Origin of the sequence: Motilibacter deserti (genome assembly GCF_011250635.1) — a bacterium.
GTDB lineage: Bacteria > Actinomycetota > Actinomycetes > Motilibacterales > Motilibacteraceae > Motilibacter_A > Motilibacter_A deserti.
The window spans coordinates 1-21,479 of sequence record NZ_JAANNP010000027.1; the positions used below are offsets into that span (position 1 = coordinate 1).

General features: G+C 74.0%; 19 protein-coding genes. 6 read left to right on the top strand and 13 right to left on the bottom strand.

The annotated features are described in order from the left end of the window. On the bottom strand, window positions 1-523 hold a 523-nt coding region (locus G9H71_RS16435), incomplete at its 3' end, for a thioredoxin-like domain-containing protein (RefSeq protein ID WP_166283715.1). A 153-nt stretch (window positions 524-676) separates the two neighbouring features. Here G9H71_RS16435 and G9H71_RS16440 point away from each other — a divergent pair. Beyond that, window positions 677-1,000, top strand: a complete 324-nt coding sequence (locus G9H71_RS16440) for an STAS domain-containing protein (RefSeq protein WP_166283717.1) — start codon at window positions 677-679, stop codon at window positions 998-1,000. Beyond that, window positions 997-1,482 (top strand): inorganic diphosphatase, encoded by a 486-nt coding sequence (locus G9H71_RS16445; RefSeq protein WP_166283719.1) that lies wholly within the window; start codon window positions 997-999, stop codon window positions 1,480-1,482. Before G9H71_RS16440 ends, G9H71_RS16445 begins: the two co-directional genes overlap by 4 nt. A 20-nt stretch (window positions 1,483-1,502) precedes the next feature. On the opposite strand, the gene G9H71_RS16450 is transcribed toward G9H71_RS16445, so the two are convergent. From G9H71_RS16450 to pdhA, 8 genes are all read right to left on the bottom strand, one after another. Then, the gene (locus G9H71_RS16450) at window positions 1,503-2,237 is read right to left on the bottom strand and encodes an SDR family oxidoreductase (RefSeq protein ID WP_166283745.1); all 735 of its coding nucleotides are present in this window, start codon (window positions 2,235-2,237) and stop codon (window positions 1,503-1,505) included. A 138-nt stretch (window positions 2,238-2,375) separates the two neighbouring features. Further along, complete coding sequence (locus G9H71_RS16455) at window positions 2,376-3,416, bottom strand: DNA cytosine methyltransferase (protein ID WP_331273059.1); 1,041 nt, start codon at window positions 3,414-3,416, stop codon at window positions 2,376-2,378. A gap of 92 nt (window positions 3,417-3,508) precedes the next feature. Further along, window positions 3,509-6,001: an alpha/beta hydrolase family protein gene (locus G9H71_RS16460; RefSeq protein WP_166283721.1), complete on the bottom strand. Its 2,493-nt coding sequence runs from the start codon at window positions 5,999-6,001 to the stop codon at window positions 3,509-3,511. A 206-nt stretch (window positions 6,002-6,207) separates the two neighbouring features. Beyond that, on the bottom strand, window positions 6,208-6,996 hold the full coding sequence (locus G9H71_RS16465) for a carbon-nitrogen family hydrolase (protein WP_166283723.1): 789 nt from the start codon (window positions 6,994-6,996) through the stop codon (window positions 6,208-6,210). A 54-nt stretch (window positions 6,997-7,050) separates the two neighbouring features. Then, window positions 7,051-7,332: a hypothetical protein gene (locus G9H71_RS16470; RefSeq protein WP_166283725.1), complete on the bottom strand. Its 282-nt coding sequence runs from the start codon at window positions 7,330-7,332 to the stop codon at window positions 7,051-7,053. Between the two features lie 82 nt (window positions 7,333-7,414). After that, on the bottom strand, window positions 7,415-8,833 hold the full coding sequence (locus G9H71_RS16475) for a dihydrolipoamide acetyltransferase family protein (protein ID WP_231134951.1): 1,419 nt from the start codon (window positions 8,831-8,833) through the stop codon (window positions 7,415-7,417). Window positions 8,834-8,842: 9 nt separating this feature from the next. Then, a complete protein-coding gene (locus G9H71_RS16480) occupies window positions 8,843-9,802 on the bottom strand; it encodes an alpha-ketoacid dehydrogenase subunit beta (RefSeq protein ID WP_407939774.1) in 960 nt (319 codons plus the stop codon). A gap of 48 nt (window positions 9,803-9,850) precedes the next feature. Next, the gene (pdhA, locus tag G9H71_RS16485; RefSeq protein ID WP_231134952.1) at window positions 9,851-10,966 is read right to left on the bottom strand and encodes a pyruvate dehydrogenase (acetyl-transferring) E1 component subunit alpha; all 1,116 of its coding nucleotides are present in this window, start codon (window positions 10,964-10,966) and stop codon (window positions 9,851-9,853) included. A gap of 227 nt (window positions 10,967-11,193) precedes the next feature. On the opposite strand from pdhA, the gene ypfJ reads away from it, so the two are divergent. Beyond that, window positions 11,194-12,084 carry a KPN_02809 family neutral zinc metallopeptidase gene (gene ypfJ / locus G9H71_RS16490; protein ID WP_231134953.1) on the top strand — a complete coding sequence of 297 codons (891 nt, stop codon included), beginning with the start codon at window positions 11,194-11,196 and terminating at the stop codon, window positions 12,082-12,084. Between the two features lie 18 nt (window positions 12,085-12,102). Here the strand turns inward: ypfJ and G9H71_RS16495 are convergent, their stop codons facing one another. The 3 genes from G9H71_RS16495 to hisC form a co-directional block, all read right to left on the bottom strand. After that, window positions 12,103-13,098 (bottom strand): hypothetical protein, encoded by a 996-nt coding sequence (locus G9H71_RS16495; protein ID WP_166283733.1) that lies wholly within the window; start codon window positions 13,096-13,098, stop codon window positions 12,103-12,105. A gap of 173 nt (window positions 13,099-13,271) precedes the next feature. Next, the gene (locus G9H71_RS16500; RefSeq protein WP_166283735.1) at window positions 13,272-15,599 is read right to left on the bottom strand and encodes a SpoIIE family protein phosphatase; all 2,328 of its coding nucleotides are present in this window, start codon (window positions 15,597-15,599) and stop codon (window positions 13,272-13,274) included. 16 nt (window positions 15,600-15,615) lie between these two features. Next, on the bottom strand, window positions 15,616-16,713 hold the full coding sequence (gene hisC, locus G9H71_RS16505) for a histidinol-phosphate transaminase (protein ID WP_166283737.1): 1,098 nt from the start codon (window positions 16,711-16,713) through the stop codon (window positions 15,616-15,618). An 18-nt stretch (window positions 16,714-16,731) separates the two neighbouring features. On the opposite strand from hisC, the gene G9H71_RS16510 reads away from it, so the two are divergent. From G9H71_RS16510 to G9H71_RS16520, 3 genes are all read left to right on the top strand, one after another. After that, a complete protein-coding gene (locus G9H71_RS16510; protein ID WP_331273060.1) occupies window positions 16,732-17,472 on the top strand; it encodes a DedA family protein in 741 nt (246 codons plus the stop codon). A gap of 173 nt (window positions 17,473-17,645) precedes the next feature. Then, window positions 17,646-18,596 carry a type IV toxin-antitoxin system AbiEi family antitoxin domain-containing protein gene (locus tag G9H71_RS16515; protein WP_166283739.1) on the top strand — a complete coding sequence of 317 codons (951 nt, stop codon included), beginning with the start codon at window positions 17,646-17,648 and terminating at the stop codon, window positions 18,594-18,596. Between the two features lie 123 nt (window positions 18,597-18,719). Then, window positions 18,720-19,226, top strand: a complete 507-nt coding sequence (locus G9H71_RS16520) for a DinB family protein (RefSeq protein ID WP_166283741.1) — start codon at window positions 18,720-18,722, stop codon at window positions 19,224-19,226. An 18-nt stretch (window positions 19,227-19,244) separates the two neighbouring features. Here G9H71_RS16520 and G9H71_RS16525 read toward each other — a convergent pair whose 3' ends face one another. Next, a complete protein-coding gene (locus tag G9H71_RS16525; protein ID WP_231134954.1) occupies window positions 19,245-21,128 on the bottom strand; it encodes a glycoside hydrolase family 15 protein in 1,884 nt (627 codons plus the stop codon). Window positions 21,129-21,479: the final 351 nt, after the last annotated feature.

The following is a 21,479-nucleotide window of genomic DNA, read 5'->3' on the forward strand; positions in this document are numbered from 1 at the left end:
CGCCCTCGCGCGGCGGCGGGGGGACGTACGGCCCCGTCCCGCGGTGCAGCGTGCCCTTGGCCTCGTGCTCGGCGACGACCTCGGCGACCACCCGGTCGAGCGCGTGGGCGTGCCCCTCGCCGGCGAACTGCGCGACGACGTAGCCCTCGGGGTCGATCAGGACCAGGGTCGGCCACGCCCGCACGGCGTAGTTCTGCCAGGTGGTGAGGTCGGGGTCGTCCAGCACCGGGTGCGCGACGTCGTAGCGCTCGACGGCCGCGACGACCGCCGCGTGGTCGGCCTCGTGGACGAACTTCGGCGAGTGCACCCCGACCGTGACGAGCACGTCGGACCAGCGCTCCTCGACCTCGCGCAGCTCGTCGATCACGTGCAGGCAGTTGATGCAGCAGAACGTCCAGAAGTCCAGGAGCACGACCTTGCCGCGCAGCCCGGCGAGGGTCAGCGGCTCGTCGCCGGTGTTCAGCCAGCCGCCGCGCCCCACCAGCTCCGGCGCGCGTACGCGTGCTCGTCCCGTCGTTCCCATGACACCAGTCAACACGGCGGGCGCCGGAAGCTTCCCGGGCGGCAGGCCTGCGGCGGCGGGATACCCCGCTCCAGGCGGGGTAGCCAGATATGAGCAGTTCGTCCGACGAAAGGCCGGCGGAGCCCTCCGCAGGCCCCGGCCGGGAGGAGGCTCATGGACCTGCGAGTGCAGCACGGGCTGGACGGGAGGACGATCGTCGCCCCGACGGGCGACCTGGACCTGGAGACCTCCCCGCAGCTGCGGATCGAGCTGCTCGGGCTGATCGACGACGGGTGCCTGGACCTCCTTCTCGACCTGCGCGACGTCCCGTTCTTGGACTCGGCCGCCCTCGGGGTGCTCGTCGCGGCGCGCCACCGGGTGACCGAGCTCGGCGGCGCTCTCGTCCTCGGCAACGCCGGCCCCGACCTGGTCAAGCTCTTCCACGTGTCGGGCATGGACCGGGTCTTCGAGCTGGCGAGCTCCGGGCCGGCGGCGTGACGGGGCCGCGCACCGTTGACGTCGTCGTGGAGACCCCGCGCAACAGCCGCAACAAGTACGAGATCACGGACACCGGCGAGGTTCGCCTCGACCGCCGCCTGCCCGGGGCGTTCGCCTTCCCGGCCGACTACGGCTTCGTGCCCGGCGCGACCGGCTCCGACGGCGAGCCGCTCGACGCCCTCGTCCTGACGCCCGAGCCGACCTATCCGGGCGTACGCGTCCGCGCGCGCGTCGTCGGCGTCTTCTGGGTGATGACGGGCCACGGCCGGGAGGCCAAGGTCGTGTGCGTCCCCGACGGGGACCCGGCCTTCGACGGCGTCGAGGACCTCGAGCAGCTGCCCGCCTCCCAGCTCGCCGAGATCGCCCACTTCTTCGACATCTATCGCGACCTCGACCCCGGCAAGGACGTCAGCTGCGACGGCCGTGACGGGGTCGACGCGGGCTGGCGGGTCGTGGAGGAGGCGCGCGCCGGCCGGCCCTGAGCGAGGGCGCGCACCCGGCGTCAGGCCATGCCGCCGTTCGCCCGGACCACCTGCCCGTTGACCCAGTGCCCGGCCGGCGAGGCGAGGAAGGCGACGACCTCCGCGATGTCCTCGGGCTGCCCGAGGCGCTCCAGCGGGGGCTGCTTCGCCAGCCGCTCGACGAGCTCCTCGGACTTGCCGTCGAGGAACATGTCCGTCGCCGTCGCGCCGGGAGCGACGGCGTTCGCCGTGACGTCGCGCCCCCGAAGGTCGCGCGCCAGCGACAGCGTCATCGCCTCGACCGCGCCCTTGCTCGCCGCATAGGCGGCGTAGGTCGGGAACTGCAGCACGACCTGCGAGGTCGAGAAGTTGACGATCGTCCCGCCCGGGCGCACCCGGCGCGCGGCCTCTCGCGCCATGACGAAGGTGCCGCGGATGTTCGTGCGGTGCATGGCGTCCAGCTCCTCGAGGTCCAGCTCGGCGACGGGCGCGAGATACATCCGTCCCGCCGCGTTCACGACGACGTCGACACCTCCGAACTCAAGTTCTGCCGTATCGAACAGCTGAACCACGTCCTTCTCCTCGGCGACGTCGGCCCGCACCGCGAGGGCCCGGCCTCCGTGCGCCGTGATGCTCGCGACCACCTCGTCGGCGCTCGCCTGCTGCGCCGCGTACCCCACGACCACGGCGAAGCCGCGGGCTCCGAGCGTCGTCGCGACCGCCTTGCCGATGCCCCGGGACCCGCCGCTGACGATCGCCACCCGCTGTGCCGTCATGTCTTCCGTGCCTCTCACTGGATCAAGCTTCCGGCAGCGAGTCTGCGGGAGGCCCGGCGCGGCGAGGAAGGGCTTTTCGGTCCAGGGACTCGCAGTCCCCCGATCGTGCGCGGGCACACGGGCCCGGGCCGGCAGGGCTCAGGCCACGTCCGCAGCCGGCTCGCCGACGAGATGCGCCCGCAGCGCCCGGCCCATCGCCTCGGCCAGCCCGACCGGCACCGCGTTGCCCACCTGGCGGTAGCGCGAGGACCGCGGCCCCACCCAGGGCATGTCCACCGGGAACCCCTGCACGAGAGCCGCCTCCTCGGGCGTGATCCGGCGCGCGCCGGGCACGTGACCCGCCCGCGGCTCGCCCCCCGCGAGCAGATGGGCGTGGTACGCCGGCACGACACCGCCGCCGTCGAGCCACGGTGTCTTGTTGCCGCCCATCGACGCCAGCAGCGTCGGCACCAGCCCGTCGGGGTCGATCGGCCGCCCACCGCCGTTCCACAGGTGCCCGTCCCACGGACTGGGGCGCAGGTCGGGCGATCTCGCGTACGTCACCAGCGCCGGGTTGGTCTCGCCGAGCGGCCGCGCGGGGTCGAGCAGCTCTCGCGCCCGCACGTACGGCACCGGCCGGCCCGGCCCGTGCGTGGGCTCGGGCCACGCGAAGCTCCCGCGCCGCGTACCCACGACGAGGAGGCGCTGCCGGCGTTGGCACACGCCGAAGTCCGCCGCGCGCAGCAGCCGCCAGTCCACCCCGTAGCCCAGCGCCGCGAGCTCCGCGACCACCGCGTCGAGCCGCGCGCGCTGGGCGCCGGAAGCGAGCCCGGGGACGTTCTCGAGCAGGAAGGCCTCGGGGCGCGCCTCCCGGACCACCCGCACGAACAACGGAAGCCCGTCTCGGGCATCACCGATCCCTCGTCGCAGGCCGCCGACGCTGTACGGCTGGCACGGCGGGCCACCCGCGACGATGGCCACCTGCCCGCGCAGGGAGCACAGCGAGTGCTGCGCGAGGTCGCCCTCGAACACCTGCAGCGCGGATCCGGGGAAGTACGCCTCGTGCGCCGCGACGTACGTCGCGAGCGCGTCGCCCTGCATCTCCGCGGCGCCCACGGGGGTGAGCCCGGCCCTCGCGAGCCCGAGCGACAGCCCGCCCGCGCCGGCGAAGAGGTCGACGAACGGCAGGTCGGACGGCACGGGCCCATGCTGACATGCGACAGGGCCGGCGGGGTGTCGCCCCACCGGCCCTGTCGTCACACGGTGTCTAGCACCGCGGGAACGTCACATCCTCAGTCGTCCTCGAGGATCGTCAGCGCCGCGAACTGGTCGCCGAACAGGACCCCCTGGCCGTCGGTGAGGACGACCCGGATGCTGCTCGAAGCGGCCGTGCCGCGAGTGGTGTTGCCCAGCAGCGGGATCTCCACCGTGGCCGAGCGGGCGCCCTCGGGAAGGTAGACCGGGATCGCCTGCGGCTCGATCTGAGTGGACGAGATGTTCGTCGCGACCCACAGGGAGGCCGGTGCCGCGAGCTTGTCGTCCAGCGAGATCCGCATCGTCACGTAGCCGGGAGCGTTGCCCTCGCTGACCGTCGCGTCGGCGATGCTGGCGTGCGGCAGCTCCGACGGCCCGCCAGCGCCCACGCCCGGGGTGTCGAAGGTGACGTCCGAGAGGAACGCCCCACCGGTCGTGGTCGCGGGAGAGAAGCGCACCTGCCGGATGTCCTTGAGGTTGACCGAGTTGAAGCCGGCGAGCGGCATACGAACGGTGCGCATCCACGTCTTCGGCAGTCGCTGGACGCCCAGGGTGGTGTTCGTCGAGCCGGGGAAGGCGGTGAGCGCGGGGCTGACGCTGGAGACGGTCATCGACTGGGTCTTGCCCGCGCCGTCCGTCAGGGTGACGTTGAGGTCGACGTCGCCGGTGGAGACCTCGTCACGAGCCGCCCGGAAGGTGAGGGCGTCGAAGCCGCTCACGTCGGTCTTGCCCGACGGGAGGGTCACGCGGACCGCCGCGTTGGGCGGTGTCGTGCCCGTCGTGGTCCACGTGGTCTTCAGCACCGGGGAGTGCGGGACGAACGGCGCGTAGCTCGCCGGGGTCCAGTGCGGCGCCCGCCCGGGGTACGTGACCGACGAGAGCGAGTAGCACGGGCTCAGGTCGGTGGACTGCGTCACGTAGTTCACGTGGTTGGTGCAGTAGTCGCTGGTCGCGAAGCCGGAGATCAGGACGTTCTTGGCGGGCGCTTCCAGGGTGGCGACATCCATGCGCAGCGAACCCGGCTGCTGAGCCTGCGTGTAGACCGTTGCGCCACTCGTCGAGGCGACGGTGCCGTTGGTGCCGTCGAACAGCGGGAGGAACTGCGCCTCGCCACCCATCACGAGGCGGAAGAAGCCGGCCATGTAGGCCGTGCCGACAGAGCGCTGCAGCGCGGGCGTGATCCGGGTGCTGGCCGGGTTGTTCTGCCCGCAGACCGCGTCGTTGCCCGCCGCGCTGGCGCTCCAGTCGTCGGACGACGGGGAGACGGAGGTCTCCGGCGTCCACTCGGTGTTGAAGAAGTTGTGGTTCGCTCCCATGACCATCAGCGACGAGCGGAGCACGTTGTCGTCGTTCGCGTAGCGCGAGTCGTCGTAGTAGTGCTGTCCCTGCTGGTTCGACACGTCCCCGTCGCAGTAGGGGAGGATGATCGCCATCGGCACGTCCGGCAGCGTCTCGCGGGCGAAGTCGATCGGCGCGAGCGGGAGGACGGCCTTGATGTTGTAAGGCTTGTGCAGCTCGGAGTTCTGCAGCGCCGCCTCGACGACACCCTCGCCACCGCGCGAGTGGCCCATGAGGCCGACGTTGTTGAAGTCGATCTTGCCGGCGAAGACGGCGCGCTGGGTCTTGTCGCCCTTGCCGTCGTTCCAGCGGGCGAGCTGGTCCAGGTGGTTCATGACGAGCTGGCCGCGCGCGGCGGTGCCGGCGTCGTCGGTGTAGTTCGCGTCCTGGGAGTTGATGCCGTTGGCGCTGATCGACACGACGACGTAGCCGTGGCTGGCTAGCGCCTCGGCCGTCTGGTCGTAGCCCTTGTAGCTGTCGATCGGCACCGGGTGCGTCGTCGGGCACGGCCACACGGCGTTGTTGGTGGTGCGCGTCGTCGGGTTGTAGCAGGCGGAGTGGCGGCCGTGCAGGAAGACGACCAGCGGGCGGGCGCCGGCAGCGCCGTCCGGCAGGTAGACAGCGGCCTTGTCCTCGACCGGGCTCGCCGCGGGGAAGAGGCCGGGCAGCTTCCACACGCTCTCGCCGAGGCTGTAGTCGGCCCGCTTGACGGTGTAGGCGCCGGGCGTCGCCGGGTCGTCGCCGATCGTCGCGGCGGCGGCGATGGCGCTCGACTCGGCCTCGGGAGCCACGCGCAGGCTCTTGAGCTTGGCGCTGGAGGCCGCGGACTCGACCGAGGGGATCGACCCGCTGAACGCGAGCTGCACCGACGTGGCGTCGGCGACGCTCTTGTCGGTCGTCTCGACGGTCAGGGTCTTGCCGTCGAGGGACTGCTTCGCCTCGCCGATGACCCGGCCGTCGACCGCGAGCTCGGTGAGCGCGTCGCGGACCGGCACCTCGGAGTCGAGGGTCAGCGTGACCTTGTAGCCGGTGGGCGTCGCAGTGACGTCCCACTTGCCGTCGCTGGGCAGCGTCGGCGCAGCGTTGACGGAGGTGGCGAACGTCGTCGGCAACGCGACGACCCCGGCGACGCCCAGCCCGACGGCCAGGGCACCGGATGCGGCCCGCTTTCGGGCACGCGAAGTCCACTGCATGTCTTAGTCCTCTCAGGTGCCCACCGTCGAAACCGGCCTACGCCGGATGGGCCGTCGGCACAGTAGTTCGCCCGAACGGCCCATTGGGCAGAGAGAACATCAGCCTTAACTCGCACAACAAAGAAGTCACGTTCAGGCAATACGACGGAAACACCGACCGGGTGGCCGCCGTCACACCCGCGTGACGAGGCGGGAGGACCGCCGTCTCAATCCGTCGCGGACGAGAGGCGACGGTCGCGCAGCACCGGGAAGCCGGCGCGTACGCCCTCGACCTCTCCCAGGTCCACCTCGACCTCGAGGACCTGCTCCCCCGTGCCCGCCTCGGCGACGACCCGCCCCCACGGGTCGACGACCAGGCTGCCACCGGCCAGCTCGACGCCGGCCTGCGTCCCCGCCTGACCACAGGCGAAGACCCACGCCTGGTCCTCGACGGCACGGGCCCGGGCGAGCAGCGACCAGTGCTCGCGCCGCTTCGCGGGCCACGACGCCGCGACGACGAACGCCTGCGCCCCGCGGTCGACGAGCACCCGGAAGAGCTCCGGGAAGCGCAGGTCGTAGCAGGTGGCCAGCCCGAGCCGGGACCCGAGCGCGTCGACGGTTGCCACGTCCTCGCCCGCGGCGAGCACCGCCGCCTCGCCGGCGTCGAAGCCGAACCGGTGGATCTTGCGGTACGTCGCCAGCAGCTCCCCGTCCGGGCCGAGCACCACGGCGGTGTTGAAGACCCGGCCGTCTGCAAGGCGCTCGAGCAGCGAGCCGCCGTGCAGCACGCACCCGGTCTCGCGGGCGGCGTGCCGCAGGGCGTCGAGCACGGGGCCCTCGAGCGGCGCCGCGGACTCCGCCCAGGAGTCGGTGGCCCAGGCGCCGTGCGCCCACAGCTCCGGCAGCACCACGAGGTCGGCGCCGCGCTGGGCGCGGACGAGGCCCGCGGCTCGCTCGACCCGCTCCGCGAGCGGCGCCTCGAGCGAGCCGTCCAACTGGATCAGAGCTGCACGCACGCCCCCAGCTTGCCAGCCGTGGCCAACGGATGCGCGAGCCGCACGCGCGGCAGGTCAGGAAGCGGACGCGTGCAGCCGCCGGCGGGCGCGCACGACCACGAGCACACCAGCGATCACGGCGTACGCGATGCCGGTGCAGCGCGGGCAGGGCTTGCCCTCGCAGCTCTCGAACCACGCCATCTGCTCGTCGAGGTCGAGGTCGAGCGCGGGGATCTCGAACCCGCAGAGCTGGCATCTGGTGCCCTGCACCTGCGGCAGCCGGCTGCGCACCGCGCTGACGGCCCGGCTCAGGCCGGACCGGCCCGTCGGTGTGGTGGACGGCGACGTTGCTCGCACCAGGGACCCCTCTCGAAGCGCTGCCCCGACAAGGACAGCCTGCCGCATCCGGCGGGTGCGCGCTCCCGATGACCCGAACGGGTCAGGACCAGACCAGCGCCACGTCGGGGTCGGCCAGCACCGCGGCCACGTCGGCGAGGAACCGGGCGCCGAGCTCCCCGTCGACCATCCGATGGTCGAACGAGACCGCCAGCTCGACGACGCGACGCGGCTCGATCCGCCGGTCGTCCCCCGACCCCACCACCCACGGCATCCACCGAATCGCACCCAGGGCCAGGATGGCCGCCTCGCCCGGGTTGAGGATCGGCGTACCGGTGTCGATCCCGAAGACGCCGACGTTGGTGATCGTGATCGTGCCGCCCTGCATGTCCGCCGGCTGCATGCGCCCCTCGCGCGCCTTCGTCGTCAGGTCCTGCAGCGCCCGGGCGAGCTCCGGCAGGGCCATGGCGTCGGCGTTCTTGACGTTGGGCACGAGCAGGCCACGCGGGGTCGCGGCGGCGATGCCGAGGTTGACCCGGCGCTTGACCACGATCTCCTGTGCGGGGTCGTCCCAGGTCGCGTTGATCGCCGGGTTGCGCCGGATCGCCAGCAGCAGCGCGCGGGCGACGAGCACCAGCGGCGTGACGCGTACGTCCGAAAGCTCGGGCCGGGCCTTCAGCCGGTCGAGCAGCTCCATCGTCAGCGTCACGTCGACGGTCTGGAACACGGTGACGTGCGGGGCGGTGAACGCGCTGCGCACCATCGCCTCGGCGGTCGAGCGGCGTACGCCGCGCACCGGGATGCGCTGCTCGTCCGCCTCCGCGCCGGTGGCGGCCGCGAGCGGCGCCGCGGAGGCCGCGCCCAGCGGCGGGGCGAGCGAGGCGGCCGAGGCCTGCTCGACGTCCTCGCGGGTCACGGTGCCGCCGGGGCCGGTCGGGGTGACGGCGCGCAGGTCGACGCCCAGGTCGCGGGCGAGCCGGCGGACGGGCGGCTTGGCGAGCGGCGGGCCGGCGGGCACGTGATCGGTATGCGCGGTGCCGGCCGCTGCCGTGACGGCCGGCACGGTGGCGGCCGGCACGGCGGCAGCCGGAGCCCGCCCGACGGTGGACGGCGCGGGGAGGGCGGGGGCGGACGCCGCGGCGGGCCGCCGGCGGCGGCGCGCGGGCGCCGACGAGGTGCCGTAGCCCACCAGCACCGGCTCCCCCGCGGCCTCGCCGGCCAGCTCGACCGCCCCGGGCGCCGGCACGCCGGCCGGGCCCTCGACGGGCTCGGCGACCTCGCTGGCCACGAGGAGCAGCGGCGTGCCGACGGGGACCGTGGCACCCGCCTCGACGAGCAGGGCCGCGACCTCACCGGCGTACGGCGACGGCAGCTCCACCAGCGACTTGGCCGTCTCGATCTCGACCACCACGTCGTTCACGGCGACCGTGTCACCGGGCTTGACCCGCCACGAGACGATCTCCGCCTCCGTCAGGCCCTCACCGACGTCGGGCAGGGCGAAGTGCCGCTCGATCCGCAACAACTGCGCCTCCTAGTACGCGAGCGCCCGGTCCACCGCGTGCAGCACGCGGTCGACGTCGGGCAGGTAGTGCTCCTCCACGCGGGCCGGCGGGTACGGCACCGCCGCGCCGCCCACGCGGAGGACGGGAGCCTCCAGGGAGTGGAAGCAGCGTTCGGTGATCTGCGCTGCGAGCTCGGCCCCGAGCCCGAGCGAGACCGGCGCCTCGTGCACGACGACCAGCCGGCCCGTACGCCGCACGGAGGCCTCGACCGCGTCGACGTCGAGCGGGGAGAGCGAGCGCAGGTCGATCACCTCGATGCTGATGCCCTCCTCGCGCGCCGCGGCCGCGGCGTCGATCGCGGTGCGCACCGTCGGGCCGTAGGCGACGAGCGTGACCTGTGAACCAGGAAGCACCAACCGCGCTTCGCCCATCGGGAGCGGGGACGACGCGAGGTCGAGCTCGGCCTTCTCCCAGTAGCGGCGCTTCGGCTCCAGGAAGACGACCGGGTCGGCGCTCGAGACCGCCTGCTGGATCATCCAGTAGGCGTCGTTCGGCGTCGCCGGGGAGACGACCCGCAGCCCGGCCGTATGAGCGAAGTAGGCTTCAGGAGACTCGCTGTGGTGCTCGACCGCGCCGATGCCGCCGCCGAACGGGATGCGGATCACGACGGGCACGGAGAGCCGGCCCCGCGAGCGGGCGTGCAGCTTGGCGAGCGAGCTGACGATCTGGTCGAACGCGGGATAGACGAACCCGTCGAACTGGATCTCGCACACCGGGCGGTAGCCGCGCAGCGCCAGCCCGACGGCGGTGCCGATGATGCCGGCCTCGCCGAGCGGGGTGTCGATGACCCGCGCCTCGCCGAAGTCCTTGAGCAGCCCGTCGGTGACGCGGAAGACGCCGCCGAGCTGGCCGACGTCCTCGCCCATGACGAGCGTCTTCGGGTCGTCCTCGAGCGCACGGCGCAGGCCCATGCCGATGGCGCGGGCCATCGTGACCGGCCCGGTGGCGCCGCCGCCGACGGAGCGCTGCGGGGCCATCTAGGACACCTCCTCGAACGACGCGAGGTATGCGGCGTGCTCCGCCCGCTCCCGCTCCAGCGCGGCGTGGGGCTCGGCGTAGACGTCGTCGTAGATGTCGAGCGGCGCGGGGTCCGGCATCGAGCGCACGCCGCTGCGTACACGCTCGGCGAGCTCCTCGGCCTCCCGCTCGACCGCTGCGGCGAGCCCGGCGAAGGCCGCGTCCTCGCGCTCGAGCAGGGCGCGTACGCGGTCGATCGGGTCGCGTGCCCTCCACGCGGCCACCTCGTCCGGGTCCCGGTAGCGGGACGGGTCGTCGGAGGTGGTGTGCGCGCCCATGCGGTAGGTGACCGCCTCGACGAGCACCGGCCCGCCGCCCTCACGCGCGTGGGCGAGCGCCGCGCGGGTGACCGCCAGCACGCCGAGCACGTCGTTGCCGTCCACCCGCACCCCGGGGAAGCCGAAGCCGCGGGCGCGCTGGTAGATCGGGATGCGGGTCTGCTTGCTCGTCGGCTCCGAGATGGCCCAGCCGTTGTTCTGGCAGAAGAAGACGATCGGGGCGTTCATCGCGGCTGCCCAGACGAACGCCTCGCTGACCGCGCCCTGGCTCGTGGCCCCGTCGCCGAGGTAGGCCAGCACAGCGCTGCCGTCGTCGCCGACGCGGCCGTCGCGCTGAAGGCCCATCGCGTAGCCGGTGGCGTGCAGGGTCTGGGCACCGATGACGATCGTGTAGAGGTGGAACCCGGTCGCGACCGGGTCCCAGCCCCCGTGGTCCACGCCGCGGAACATCCGCAGCAGCTCGAGCGCGTCCACGCCGCGGGTAAGCGCGACGCCGTGCTCGCGGTAGGTCGGGAACGCGTGGTCTGCGGAGGTCAGCGCCCGACCGGACCCGATCTGCGCGGCCTCCTGGCCGAGCGCCGGCGGCCACAGGCCCAGCTCGCCCTGGCGCTGCAGCGCCGTCGCCTCGGTGTCGAGCCGGCGGGCGAGGACCAGGTCGCGGTAGAACCCCCGGACCTCCTCGAGCGTCACGTCCGCCGCGAAGGAGGGGTGCTTCACCCGCCGACCCGCAGGGGTCAGCAGCTGGACCGGGTCGGGGCCGACCTCGGTCCCGTCCCACGCGCTGGCGACCTGTCCCAACGAAGCTCCCTGCGCCCTCGGACGCCGCCCCGGTTGCGGCGGCACGCCCTCCTGCGAAGGAGCCTGGGGGCGTACGGCTGATGCGCCGACCGCCCTCCAGCAGCCGCTTCTCGGCTCGGGCGCGCCCGCCAGGCTACCGGGCGGGACGAGGACGCCCGGTGCAGGCGCGGCCGGAACGCGCCCACCGCGAAGTGCAAGCCCATCCCCGGCTGGGCATCTGGTCCGGCATGCGCACCGACAACGGCTCCATCGACTCCGACGAGGTCGTCTTCGACTCCGGCGGCGGGTCCGGTGGCCGCGGCCTCGGGCTGCCGGTCGCCGTGGGCGGTGGCGGGCTGGGCGTCGTCGGCGTCGTGATCGCGCTGATCTTCGCCTTCACCGGCGGAGGCGGCGGCTTCGGCAGCATCGGCAGCGGGCTGGACCCCATGGGCCAGAACGCGCGGGTCGCCGGCGCCGACCGCGGGACGGCGCCCTCCAACGACGAGGACCTCGTCGCGTTCCTGCGGTTCGTCGTCGACGACGTCCAGGACTACTGGCAGGCGTCGTTCGCGGCCGCGGGGCAGTCCTACGAGCGCACCCGGCTGGTGATCTTCCGCAACGTGGTGTCGACCGGCTGCGGCCGCGCCAGCGCGTCCACCGGTCCGTTCTACTGCCCCGCCGACCGACAGGTCTACCTGGACCTGGAGTTCTTCCAGGAGCTGCAGACCCGGTTCGGCGCCCCCGGCGACTTCGCCCAGGCGTACGTCATCGCCCACGAGTTCGGCCACCACGTGCAGAACCTGCGCGGCATCTCGGACTCGGTCGCCGAGCTCTCGGCGCGCAACCCCGACGACGCCAACGAGCTGTCCGTGCGCACCGAGCTGCAGGCCGACTGCCTGGCCGGCGTGTGGGGCGCGTCGACGGCCGAGCGCAACCTGCTCGAGGCCGGCGACCTGGAGGAGGGCCTGCGGGCGGCGCAGTCCGTCGGCGACGACGTCCTGCAGGAGCAGGCCCAGGGCTACGTCCAGCCCGACACGTTCACCCACGGGTCGGCCGAGCAGCGCCAGACGTGGTTCCTGCGCGGGTTCCAGTCCGGCGAGGTGTCGCAGTGCGACACCTTCAGCGAGTCCTCGGTCTGACCGTCGCCGGGCGGTAGGTCACTCCGCAGCCGGGAGCGCGGCAGCGTCGGCGGCCTCCGCGGGAAGGCCGTCCTTGCCGGCCCCGTCCTTGCCGGCCCCGTCCTTGCCGGCACCGTCCTTCGGCCCGCCGTCCTGAGTGCCGCCGGGCTTGGCGCCGCCGTCCTTCGTGCCACCGTCCTTCGTGTCACCGCCCGACGTGCCGCCCGGCGTGGCGTCGGCGCGCGGGGACGGGGTGTCGTTCGCGATGGGCCGCGGCGTGGGCTTCGGCGCCACCGTCGGCTTCGGCTCGCTCGAGGGCTGCGGGGTGGAGGCGTCGGGCGACAGCTCGTCGTCCGCGCCCTTCGACGGGGTGGGCGAGGGCTGCGGGCTCGGAGCGGCCGAGGCGGCCGGGGCCGGGCCAGGCGCCGTGGTCGCGGAGCCCGACGAGGCGGGGCCGGGCGTCGCAGACGCGGCCGGACCGGCCGTCGGCGGCACCGACGGGGTAGCCGGGGCGGACGGGGCCGCCGGGGTGGCGGCAGGGGCCTGCGGAGCCGTAGGCGACGCGGCGCCGGGCGTTGGCGAGCCGGTGCCGCCGCTGCCCGCGCCCGCGGTGACGCTCGGGGACGGCCAACGGGGACCGCTGTCGGCCGGGGTGCTCTGCGGCGGCACGGCGTCCGGGAACGCGACCGCGCCGGGCACGCCGGCGGCGCCGTCCGCACTCTGGCCGGCCGTGGTGGGCGAGCTGCCGCGCGCCGCGGGGCCCGCGCCGGCAACGTGGGACGGGGAGCCGGCGGTGCCGGGGGCGGTGGCGGCCGAGCTGGCGCGCGCCGAGGCGAGCGCGGCGGCGGCCGGGCCGGACACGAGGACAGGGGGAGCCGGGGCCGCGGCCACGGCGACGGCCTCGTCCGCGAGCGGGGCGTCGAGCCGGGCCGAGCCGATCAGCGCGAGGACGGCGAGGGCGCCGGCGCTGACGGTGGCCAGCGCGGCGGTCGTGCCGGCGACCCGGGTCGACGACGTACGCCGTGTCGTGCTCATCGGCACCTCCTCCCGCGCTCGTGACGGCCCTTCCGGCGGCGTACGCCACGAGGCCTCGAGGACATTCTCGGCACTGCTCCGGATGGCTTGAGCCCTTCGGCCCAGTCATCTCACCCGGTCGGCCCTGGCTGCGCACCCGGTCGGGCTAGTCCGCACGGAGGCGGCCGAAGGGATTACGCGGCGTCAGGCTCCGGACACTCTAGATCAACTTCGAACCAGACGACCTTGCCCTCGGCGCTCTGCTCGACGCCCCACGCCGCCGCCAGCCGGTCCAGCAGCAGCAGCCCGCGGCCGCCGAGCTCGTCGGAGTCGGCCTCGCGGCGCACCGGGGCCAGCGGGCTGGCGTCGCCCACCTCGATCCGCGCCCGGTCGTCGGCCAGCTCGATGCGCAGCCCGGCCGAGGTGCGGGCGTGCACCACCGCGTTCGTCACGACCTCGGAGACGAGCAGCGCGGCCACCTCGGCGGCGTCGGCGTCCGGGTCCGTGCGCGCCGTGGCCGCCGCGACGAACTCCCGGGTCCGCCGCCGGGCGCGTGCGACGCTCTCCGGCGCGCACTCGAGCGTCATGGCCAGCGTGGCCGGGCGTGGCTCGGACGCGTCCGGGACCCGCAGCACGACCACCGCCAGGTCGTCGCGGGGCAGCCCGGCCTGCACGTCGAGCACCGCCCGCTCGACGCGGTCGGCGATCTCCTCGGCGTCCCGGCCGGCCGGAGCACCGGTCGGCCCCGGGGTCGACAGCACGCGCGTGACCAGGTCGTCGGCCCACGACCCGTCCGGCCGGCGCGCCTCCAGGGCCCCGTCCGTGACCAGCACCAGCGCCTCCCCGGGCGCGAGGTCGACGTCGACGTCCGCGCTCGTCGCGCCCGCCACCAGCCCGATGGCCGTCCCCGCAACGCCCACGGGGCGTACGCCGCCCTGCGCTGGCACGAGCGTCGGCAGCGGGTGGCCGCCGACCGCGAGGGACACGCGCGCGGGCGGGCCGGGGCGTACCTCGAGATAGGCGACCGTGCAGAAGCGGTCCTCGCCGTCGGCCCAGTCCAGCACCGCGGCGTTCAGCTGCGCGAGCACCTGCGCGGGCGAGACGGCGGCCGGCGCGACCGCCCGCACGGTGTAGCGCGCGACCGCCGTCAGCGCCGCCGCCTCCACGCCCTTGCCGGAGACGTCGCCGATCACCACGCCCCACCGGCCCGGCCCCAGCGCGAAGACGTCGTAGAAGTCGCCGCCGACCCAGGTCCGGCCGCCGACCGGCCGGTAGCGCACGGCGACCTCCAGCCCTGGGACCGCTGGCGGGCGCCGCGGCAGCATGCTGCGCTGCAGCGTCGTCGCGGTGTCGTGGGCGCGGTCGAAGAGCTCGGCGCGCTCCAACGCCTGCGCGCAGATGCCCGCCACGGCGTCCAGGAACGCCCGGTCCTCGACGGCGACGGCCGTCCCGTCCGGCACGTCGAGGCAGAGCACGCCGACCTGCCGAGCCTCCAGCACCAGCGGGATGCACACCTGCTCCGGGTCGGCGCCCGCGACGACCGGGGCACCCAGCCGCAGGGCGCGGGCGATCGGCCCGCTCGCCGCCACCGGCAGCGCGGGCCCCGGCTGCGGGCCCGACCGACCGCGGCTCGCCAGCGGCGACAGCGTCCCGCGCCGCTCGTCCAGCCGGTAGACCACGCCGCCGCGCGCGTCGAGCGCCGTCATCGCCGAGCTCAGGATCACCGCGCCGACCGAGGCACCGTCGACCGCCCCGGACAGCCGCGCCGTCAGCGACTGCAGCACCCGAAGCCGCTCGACCGCCTCCTCGGCCCGCTGCCGGGCGGCGCGCTCGGCCTCGTAAAGCCGTGCCCGCTCCAGCGCCTGCGCGCACTGCGCGGCGAGCGCCGTCAGCAGCTCGACCCCGACGACGTCGATCTGCCCCTCCTGGCGCCAGGAGAAGTTCACGACGCCGACCACGCTGCCCGCGTCGAGCAGCGGCAGCGCCGCGAACGAGCCCGGGTCGTCGTTGGGCCCGGCCATGATCCGGGGAAAGCGCGCGTCACGCTCGGCCCGCGTGCGCACCAGCACCGGCGACCGCGTCAGCAGGGCCTCGCCGGGCGGGAGGTCGCGGTCCGCCGGCATGCTGCGCCAGGCCTGGGCCGTCGGCCCGGACAGCCCGTCGGTCCCGAGCAGCTCGAACCTGCCGCCCGAACGGTGCAGCCGGGCCACGAACGAGCCGGCCGCGCCGACTCCCGTCCGCGCGACCCGCGAGACCACCTCGGCGACGGCGGTCATGTCGTGTGCGCCCGACAGCGCGCCCGTCACCGCCTGGAGCACCGCCGCGCTGCGCACCGCACGCTCGGCGTCCTCCCGCCCGGCCCGCTCGCGCTGGTACGCCGCGTGCAGCGCCGCGAGCCCGGCGAGCTCGGAGCCGTCCGGGGACGGCTCAGGCGGCGGCGGGTCAGCCGGCCGCGTCGGCCCGGAGGGCTCGGTCGGCTCGGCCGGCTCCTCGCCCCCCGTTCGCGCCGGCCCCCCGGTCATCGCCCCGCCCTCCGTCTCAGCCCGCCGCCGACGCGGCGACCCCCAGGAAGAGGTCGTTCGCCTCGCGCTCACCCACAGTGACCCGTATCCCCTCGTTCCCGAACGGGCGCACCACCACGCCAGCCGCCTCGCACTCGGCGGCGACGGACGCCGTCCGCTCGCCGAGCCGCAGCCAGACGAAGTTCGCCTGCGTCTCCGGAACGTCCCATCCCTGCCCACGCAGGGCCGCCACCACGCGCTCGCGCTCGACCACGAGCGCGTCCACCCGCTCGCGCAGCTCGTCCTCGGCGGCCAGGCTGGCGACCGCGGCGGCCTGGGCCAGCGCGCTCACCCCGAACGGAACGGCGGTCGCGCGCAGCGCCGCGGCGACCGGGGGGTGCGCCACGGCGTACCCGATCCGGAGGCCGGCCAGGCCGTAGGCCTTGGAGAACGTGCGCAGCAGCGCGACGTTGGGGCGGTCGCGGTAGGTCGCGAGCCCGTCCACGGTCTCCGGGTCGCGGTTGAACTCGAGGTATGCCTCGTCGAGCACGACGAGCACGTCCCCCGGCACCCGGTCCAGGAAGGCGTCCACCTCCGCCTGCCGCAGCGCCGGGCCGGTCGGGTTGTTCGGCGTGCAGAGCAGCACCAGGCGCGTCCGCTCGGTGATCGCGGCGGCCATCGCGTCCAGGTCGTGACGCTCGTCCGCCGTGAGCGGCACCGGCACGCCGGTCGCCCCGCCGATCTGCACGACGATCGGGTACGCCTCGAACGACCGCCACGCGTGCACGACCTCGTCCCCGGGACCGGCCGTGACCTGCACGAACTGCTGCAGCACCCCGACGCTGCCGGTGCCTGTCGCAAGGTGGTCGGCCGGAACACCGAGCCGTGCGGCCAGCGCTGCCACGAGCCCGGACGCACCCATGTCGGGGTAGCGGTTGATGTCGCTCAACGCGCTGGCCAGGACGGCCTGCACCGACGGCAGCGGCGGATAGGGGTTCTCGTTGCTCGACAGCTTGTAGGCCGGGCGCCCGTCCGGTGCCGTCGCGGGCCGGCCCGGGACGTACGCCGGGAGGCTGCTCACCGACGCCTTGAGCCGGGGCCCGTGACGCGACTGGTCCGCTGCTGCGTTGCTCACATCGAGAGCCTAGAGATCGTGCCCCTCCCCGGGGCAGGGGAGGATGTCGAGATGTACGCCGCGACCGTGACCGTCCCGGCCCGACGGGCCGCCTTCGATCCCCTCGCGAGCTCCGCCTCCGGCGCCGCGAACCCCGCCGCCGAGCTCGGGGGCGGGATCACCGGCTGGGCCGGGGAGATCATCTCCGCCGCGGGCCCGGTCGGCATCGGCCTGCTCACCGCGCTCGAGACCGTCGTGCCCCCCGTCCCCAGCGAGGTCGTCCTGCCGCTGGCCGGTTTCCTGGCCTCGCGCGGCGAGTTCGGCCTGGTCGCCGTCGTCGTCGCGGCCACGATCGGCTCCCTCGTCGGGTCGCTCGTCCTGTACGCCCTCGCCCGCGGCCTCGGGCCCGAGCGGGCGCGCCGCGTCCTCGCCCGGGTGCCCCTCACCGAGGCCGAGGACGTCGACCGCTCGGTCAAGTGGTTCGAGCGCCACGGCTCGGCCAGCGTGCTGTTCGGCCGGCTGGTTCCCGGCGTTCGCAGCCTGGTCTCGGTCCCGGCCGGTACGGCGCGCATGCCGGTCGTGCGGTTCAGCGTGCTCACGCTCATCGGGAGCGCGGTCTGGAACGCGCTGCTCGTGGGCGTGGGCTACGCGCTCGGCTCGCGCTGGCACGAGGTCTCGCGGTGGACCGACGTGATCGACGCCGTCGTCATCGTGGCCGTCGTGCTGCTCGTGGGCGCGGGGGTCGTGCGCAAGGTGCGGCGGGTGCGCGCGTCGCGGTAGGGCGGGTGGGGGCCGGCCACGGCGGAGCCGAGATCACCACGGCCGAGCCGTGGCTCGGCTTGAGTGGCCACCACGGCCCGTCGGTCGTCCACAGCCCGGTGAGTGGAGCGGACGGGCCCACAGTCTCGACCCGCTCCCCTTCGGCGCCTTCGCCGTTCACGGACGCTGCTCCCGTGACACCACGATTGCGCGGCATCGCGGCCCGTCAGGGCAACGTCTTCTCAACCGGCGACGCGCTACGGGCCGGCTACACGCAGCAGGAGGTGCAACGCGAGCGACGGCGCGGTGAGTGGCAGAGCGTGAGCAAGGGCGCCTATGCAGAGCGTGCAGTCGTGGAGTCGGCCGACGAGCATGCATTGTTCGGGCTCCGGGTCGCCGGTGCGCTGCTCACGACGCGTCCCGGTGCGTGCGCGAGCCACGCCTCCGCCGCGGTGCTGCACGGGCTGCCGCTCCTCCGGCTGCCAGAAGGTGTGGACCTCACCACCGACACCGGTGCCCATCTCGCACGCAGGGGCTACCGGCTCCACGTCGCGCCACTGCCTGTGGAGCACCGGGACACCGCCGCCCACGGGGTTAGCCGTACGGCGCTGGCCCGGACCGTAGTCGACGTCGCGCGTCGGCTGCCCTTGGAGGAGGCAGTCGTGGTGGCCGACGCCGCACTCGCGTCGGGGAAGGTCTCCCGGGCGGAGGTCGCGGCAGTGCTCGAATGGATGCAGCGATGGCCAGGCACCGCCGCCGCTCGCCGCACGCTCGACTCCGCCGATCCTCGTTCCGAGTCTCCGGGCGAGTCCCTCGGCCGCGTCCGGATCGTTGAGCTCGGGTACGCGGTGGACCTGCAGGTGCGGGTGTCGGGACTGAGCGGGCGCGTGTACCGGGTCGACTTCGTCATCGACGGGATCGTCATCGGGGAGTTCGACGGCAAGGCGAAGTACACCGACCCGGCCATGCTGCGCGGCCGCGACCCCTCCGCCGTGCTCGTGGCGGAGAAGCTGCGCCAGGAGGACCTGGAGGACGCCGGATGGCCGGTCGTACGGTTCGGCTGGCGGGACGCGCACGACCCCGCAACGCTCCGCCGCAAGATTGACGCGGCGCTGGCACGCGCTCGTCGCAACCGCGCTACCTGACCACGGCCGAGTCGTTGCCACGAAGGCGGAGCCACAGCTCGGCCGTGGTGACGACAACGCCCCGCAAGTCGCCACTTCACAACCCACTGGCGCCCGCGCCCACCCCCACGCCACCATCCGCCCATGACCGACGTGCAACGCCAGGAGCCCTCCCCCGACGCCGGTGAGCTGGAGATGCTCACCGGGTGGCTCGACTACCACCGGGCGACGCTCGAGCTGAAGTGCTCGGGGCTGACCGACGAGCAGCTCAAGACCCGGTCGGTGCCGCCGTCGAGCCTGAGCCTGCTGGGCCTGGTGCGCCATCTGTACGAGGTGGAGCGCGGCTGGTTCCGCGTCACCATGGGCGGCGCGCCCGACGTCGCCGTCTACTACTCCGAGGCCAACCGAGACGGCGAGTTCGACGACGTCGGGACCGGCGACGCGGCCACGGACCTCGCCCGCTGGCGCGCGGAGTGCGACTACTCCCGGCAGGTCGTCGCCGACAGCAGCGGCCTCGACCAGCGGAGTGCGGGACGAGAAGGATCGTTCACGCTGCGCTGGATCGTGACGCACATGGTGGAGGAATACGCCCGCCACAACGGCCACGCCGACCTGCTGCGCGAGCGGATCGACGGCGCGACGGGCGACTAGCCGGCTCCCCCGACCCGGCTACGCCGTCGCCCCCGTCTCGGCCCGGATCACGTGCATGACCGCGTTGATCAGCGCCAGGTGGGTGAACGCCTGCGGGAAGTTGCCGAGGTGCTTGCCCGTGTGCGGGTCGATCTCCTCGGCGTAGAGCTGCAGCGGCCCGGCGAGGGACAGCAGCTTCTCGCAGAGCTGGCGCGCCCGGGAGACCTCGCCGATCTCGACGAGGGCCGACACGAGCCAGAACGAGCAGATCGTGAACGTGCCCTCCTCCCCGGTGAAGCCGTCGTCGGTCTCCTCGACGCGGTAGCGCAGCACCAGGTCGTCCGCCGTCAGCTCGTCGGCGATGGCGAGCACGGTCGCCTTGATGCGCGGGTCGTCCGGCGGCAGGAAGCGGACCAGCGGCGCGAGGAGCACCGAGGCGTCGAGGGCGTTGCTGCCGTACGCCTGGGTCAGCACGCCGCGCTCGTCGACCGCGTGCTCGAGCACGTCCTGGCGGATCTCCTCGGCGGCGCGCTCCCACTCGACGGCCTGCGTGGTCTCGCCGAGCATCCGGGCGAGCCGGGCACCGCGGTCGAGCGCGACCCAGCACATGATCTTGGAGGAGGTGAAGTGCTGCAGCGGGCCGCGTACCTCCCAGATCCCCGCGTCGGGCTCGCGCCAATGGGTGAGCGCGGCCTTGGTGAGGCTCTGCAGCAGCGGCCACACCCGCTCGTCGAGGTGGTGGTGGACCTTGTTGTGCAGGTAGACCGAGTCGAGCACCGCGCCCCAGACGTCGTGCTGGCGCTGGTCGTGCGCGGCGTTGCCGACGCGCACCGGGCGGGCGCCGTCGTACCCGGGAAGATGATCGAGGGTGTATTCCTCGAGCTCTTTCTCGCCGCCGATGCCGTACATGATCTGCAGTTCGCCGTCACGCTCGGACACGTCCATGACGAAGGCGAAGAAGTCGATCGCCTCCCAGTCGAAGCCGAGGGTGTAGAGCCCCCACAGCGCGAAGGTCGAGTCGCGCACCCACGTGTAGCGGTAGTCGTAGTTGCGGTTGCCCTGCGGCGTCTCGGGCAGCGACGTCGTCGCGGCCGCGATGATCGCGCCGGTGGGGGCGTACGTCAGGCCCTTGAGCGTCAGCGCGCTGCGCTGGAGGTAGCTGCGCCACGGGTGGTCGGGGAAGCTGCCGCGGGCGAGCCAGTGCTGCCAGTGGTGGGCGGTCCAGGTCAGCCGGGAGTACGCGTCGGCGAACGTGCGGGGCGGGTCCGCGTCGCCCCAGGAGAGCGCGACGAACCGCTGCTCCCCCTCCTTGAGCAGGGTGCGTGCCGTCGCGCGGCCGCCCTCGAACCCGAGGTTCATGTCCGAGGTCAGGGTCAGCTCGACGTCGCTGCCCGGGGCGCGCGCGACCCCCTGGGTGTAGCTCTCGCCCGTGTAGTCCCAGCGCACGTGGTGGAGCCCGTAGTCCGGGATCGGCTCGCAGTCCATGACGACCTGGACCTCGCCGGAGGCGCAGCGGATCGTGCGGAGCAGGACGTTCTCCGCGTCGTAGTCCGTCGGGGGCCGCTGGTGGGTGTCGGACCGGTGCTTCTGGTGCCGCCACGGACCCATGAGGAGCACGTCGCGGACGATGAGCCAGCCGGTCGCCGTCCCCCAGCTCGTCTCGAGGATCATCGTGCCGGGCAGATAACGCCGGGAGTCGGGTACGCGGCGGTCGGCCGGCGCGATGCGGAACTTCCCGGCGTGCCGGCCGAGGATGGCCCCGAAGACGCTCGGGGAGTCCATGCGCGGGACGCCCATCCACTCGACGCTGCCGCCGGGGGCGACGAGCGCGGTCACCTCTCCGTCGGACAGGAATCCGTAGTCGGCGATGGGCGGGAAGGGCGAGGACGCGGAGACCGCGCCGGTGGGCGTACCGCTGGTCATGACTGATCCTTCCCCCGGACCGGCCCCCGAGTACACCCCCGAGTACGCCCCGGAGCACATCCGCAGATTCGCCCGAGCCTCACCAGAGCGGTCATTTCGATCAGTCGTGGCTCACCCGGACGGATGACGTCAGTGACAAATCAGTCGCGGTGCGTAAGCATTTCGGTCGCCGGGTAGCAGGTCCCGGGACAGCGGCGAAGCGGCGGCATCACAGCGGTGCCGATGCGGCTCCGACAGATGCCCGACACGGGCGCGAAGCGGGTAGGAGGTGGGGACGATGGCGGCAAGCGCGATCCTCGCGGCACATGGCGGGACGGCCCGGCTGAGCGTGGTGGGCGAGCTCGACGGCAC

Coding starts and splice junctions, on each gene's coding strand:
- G9H71_RS16440 (WP_166283717.1), top strand. CDS start 677: ATGGACCTGCGAGTGCAGCACGGGCTGGACGGGAGGACGATCGTCGCC.
- G9H71_RS16450 (WP_166283745.1), bottom strand. CDS start 2,237: ATGACGGCACAGCGGGTGGCGATCGTCAGCGGCGGGTCCCGGGGCATC.
- G9H71_RS16460 (WP_166283721.1), bottom strand. CDS start 6,001: ATGCAGTGGACTTCGCGTGCCCGAAAGCGGGCCGCATCCGGTGCCCTG.
- G9H71_RS16480 (WP_407939774.1), bottom strand. CDS start 9,802: ATGGCCCGCGCCATCGGCATGGGCCTGCGCCGTGCGCTCGAGGACGAC.
- ypfJ (WP_231134953.1), top strand. CDS start 11,194: ATGCGCACCGACAACGGCTCCATCGACTCCGACGAGGTCGTCTTCGAC.
- G9H71_RS16495 (WP_166283733.1), bottom strand. CDS start 13,098: ATGAGCACGACACGGCGTACGTCGTCGACCCGGGTCGCCGGCACGACC.
- G9H71_RS16500 (WP_166283735.1), bottom strand. CDS start 15,599: ATGACCGGGGGGCCGGCGCGAACGGGGGGCGAGGAGCCGGCCGAGCCG.
- G9H71_RS16520 (WP_166283741.1), top strand. CDS start 18,720: ATGACCGACGTGCAACGCCAGGAGCCCTCCCCCGACGCCGGTGAGCTG.
- G9H71_RS16525 (WP_231134954.1), bottom strand. CDS start 21,128: ATGACCAGCGGTACGCCCACCGGCGCGGTCTCCGCGTCCTCGCCCTTC.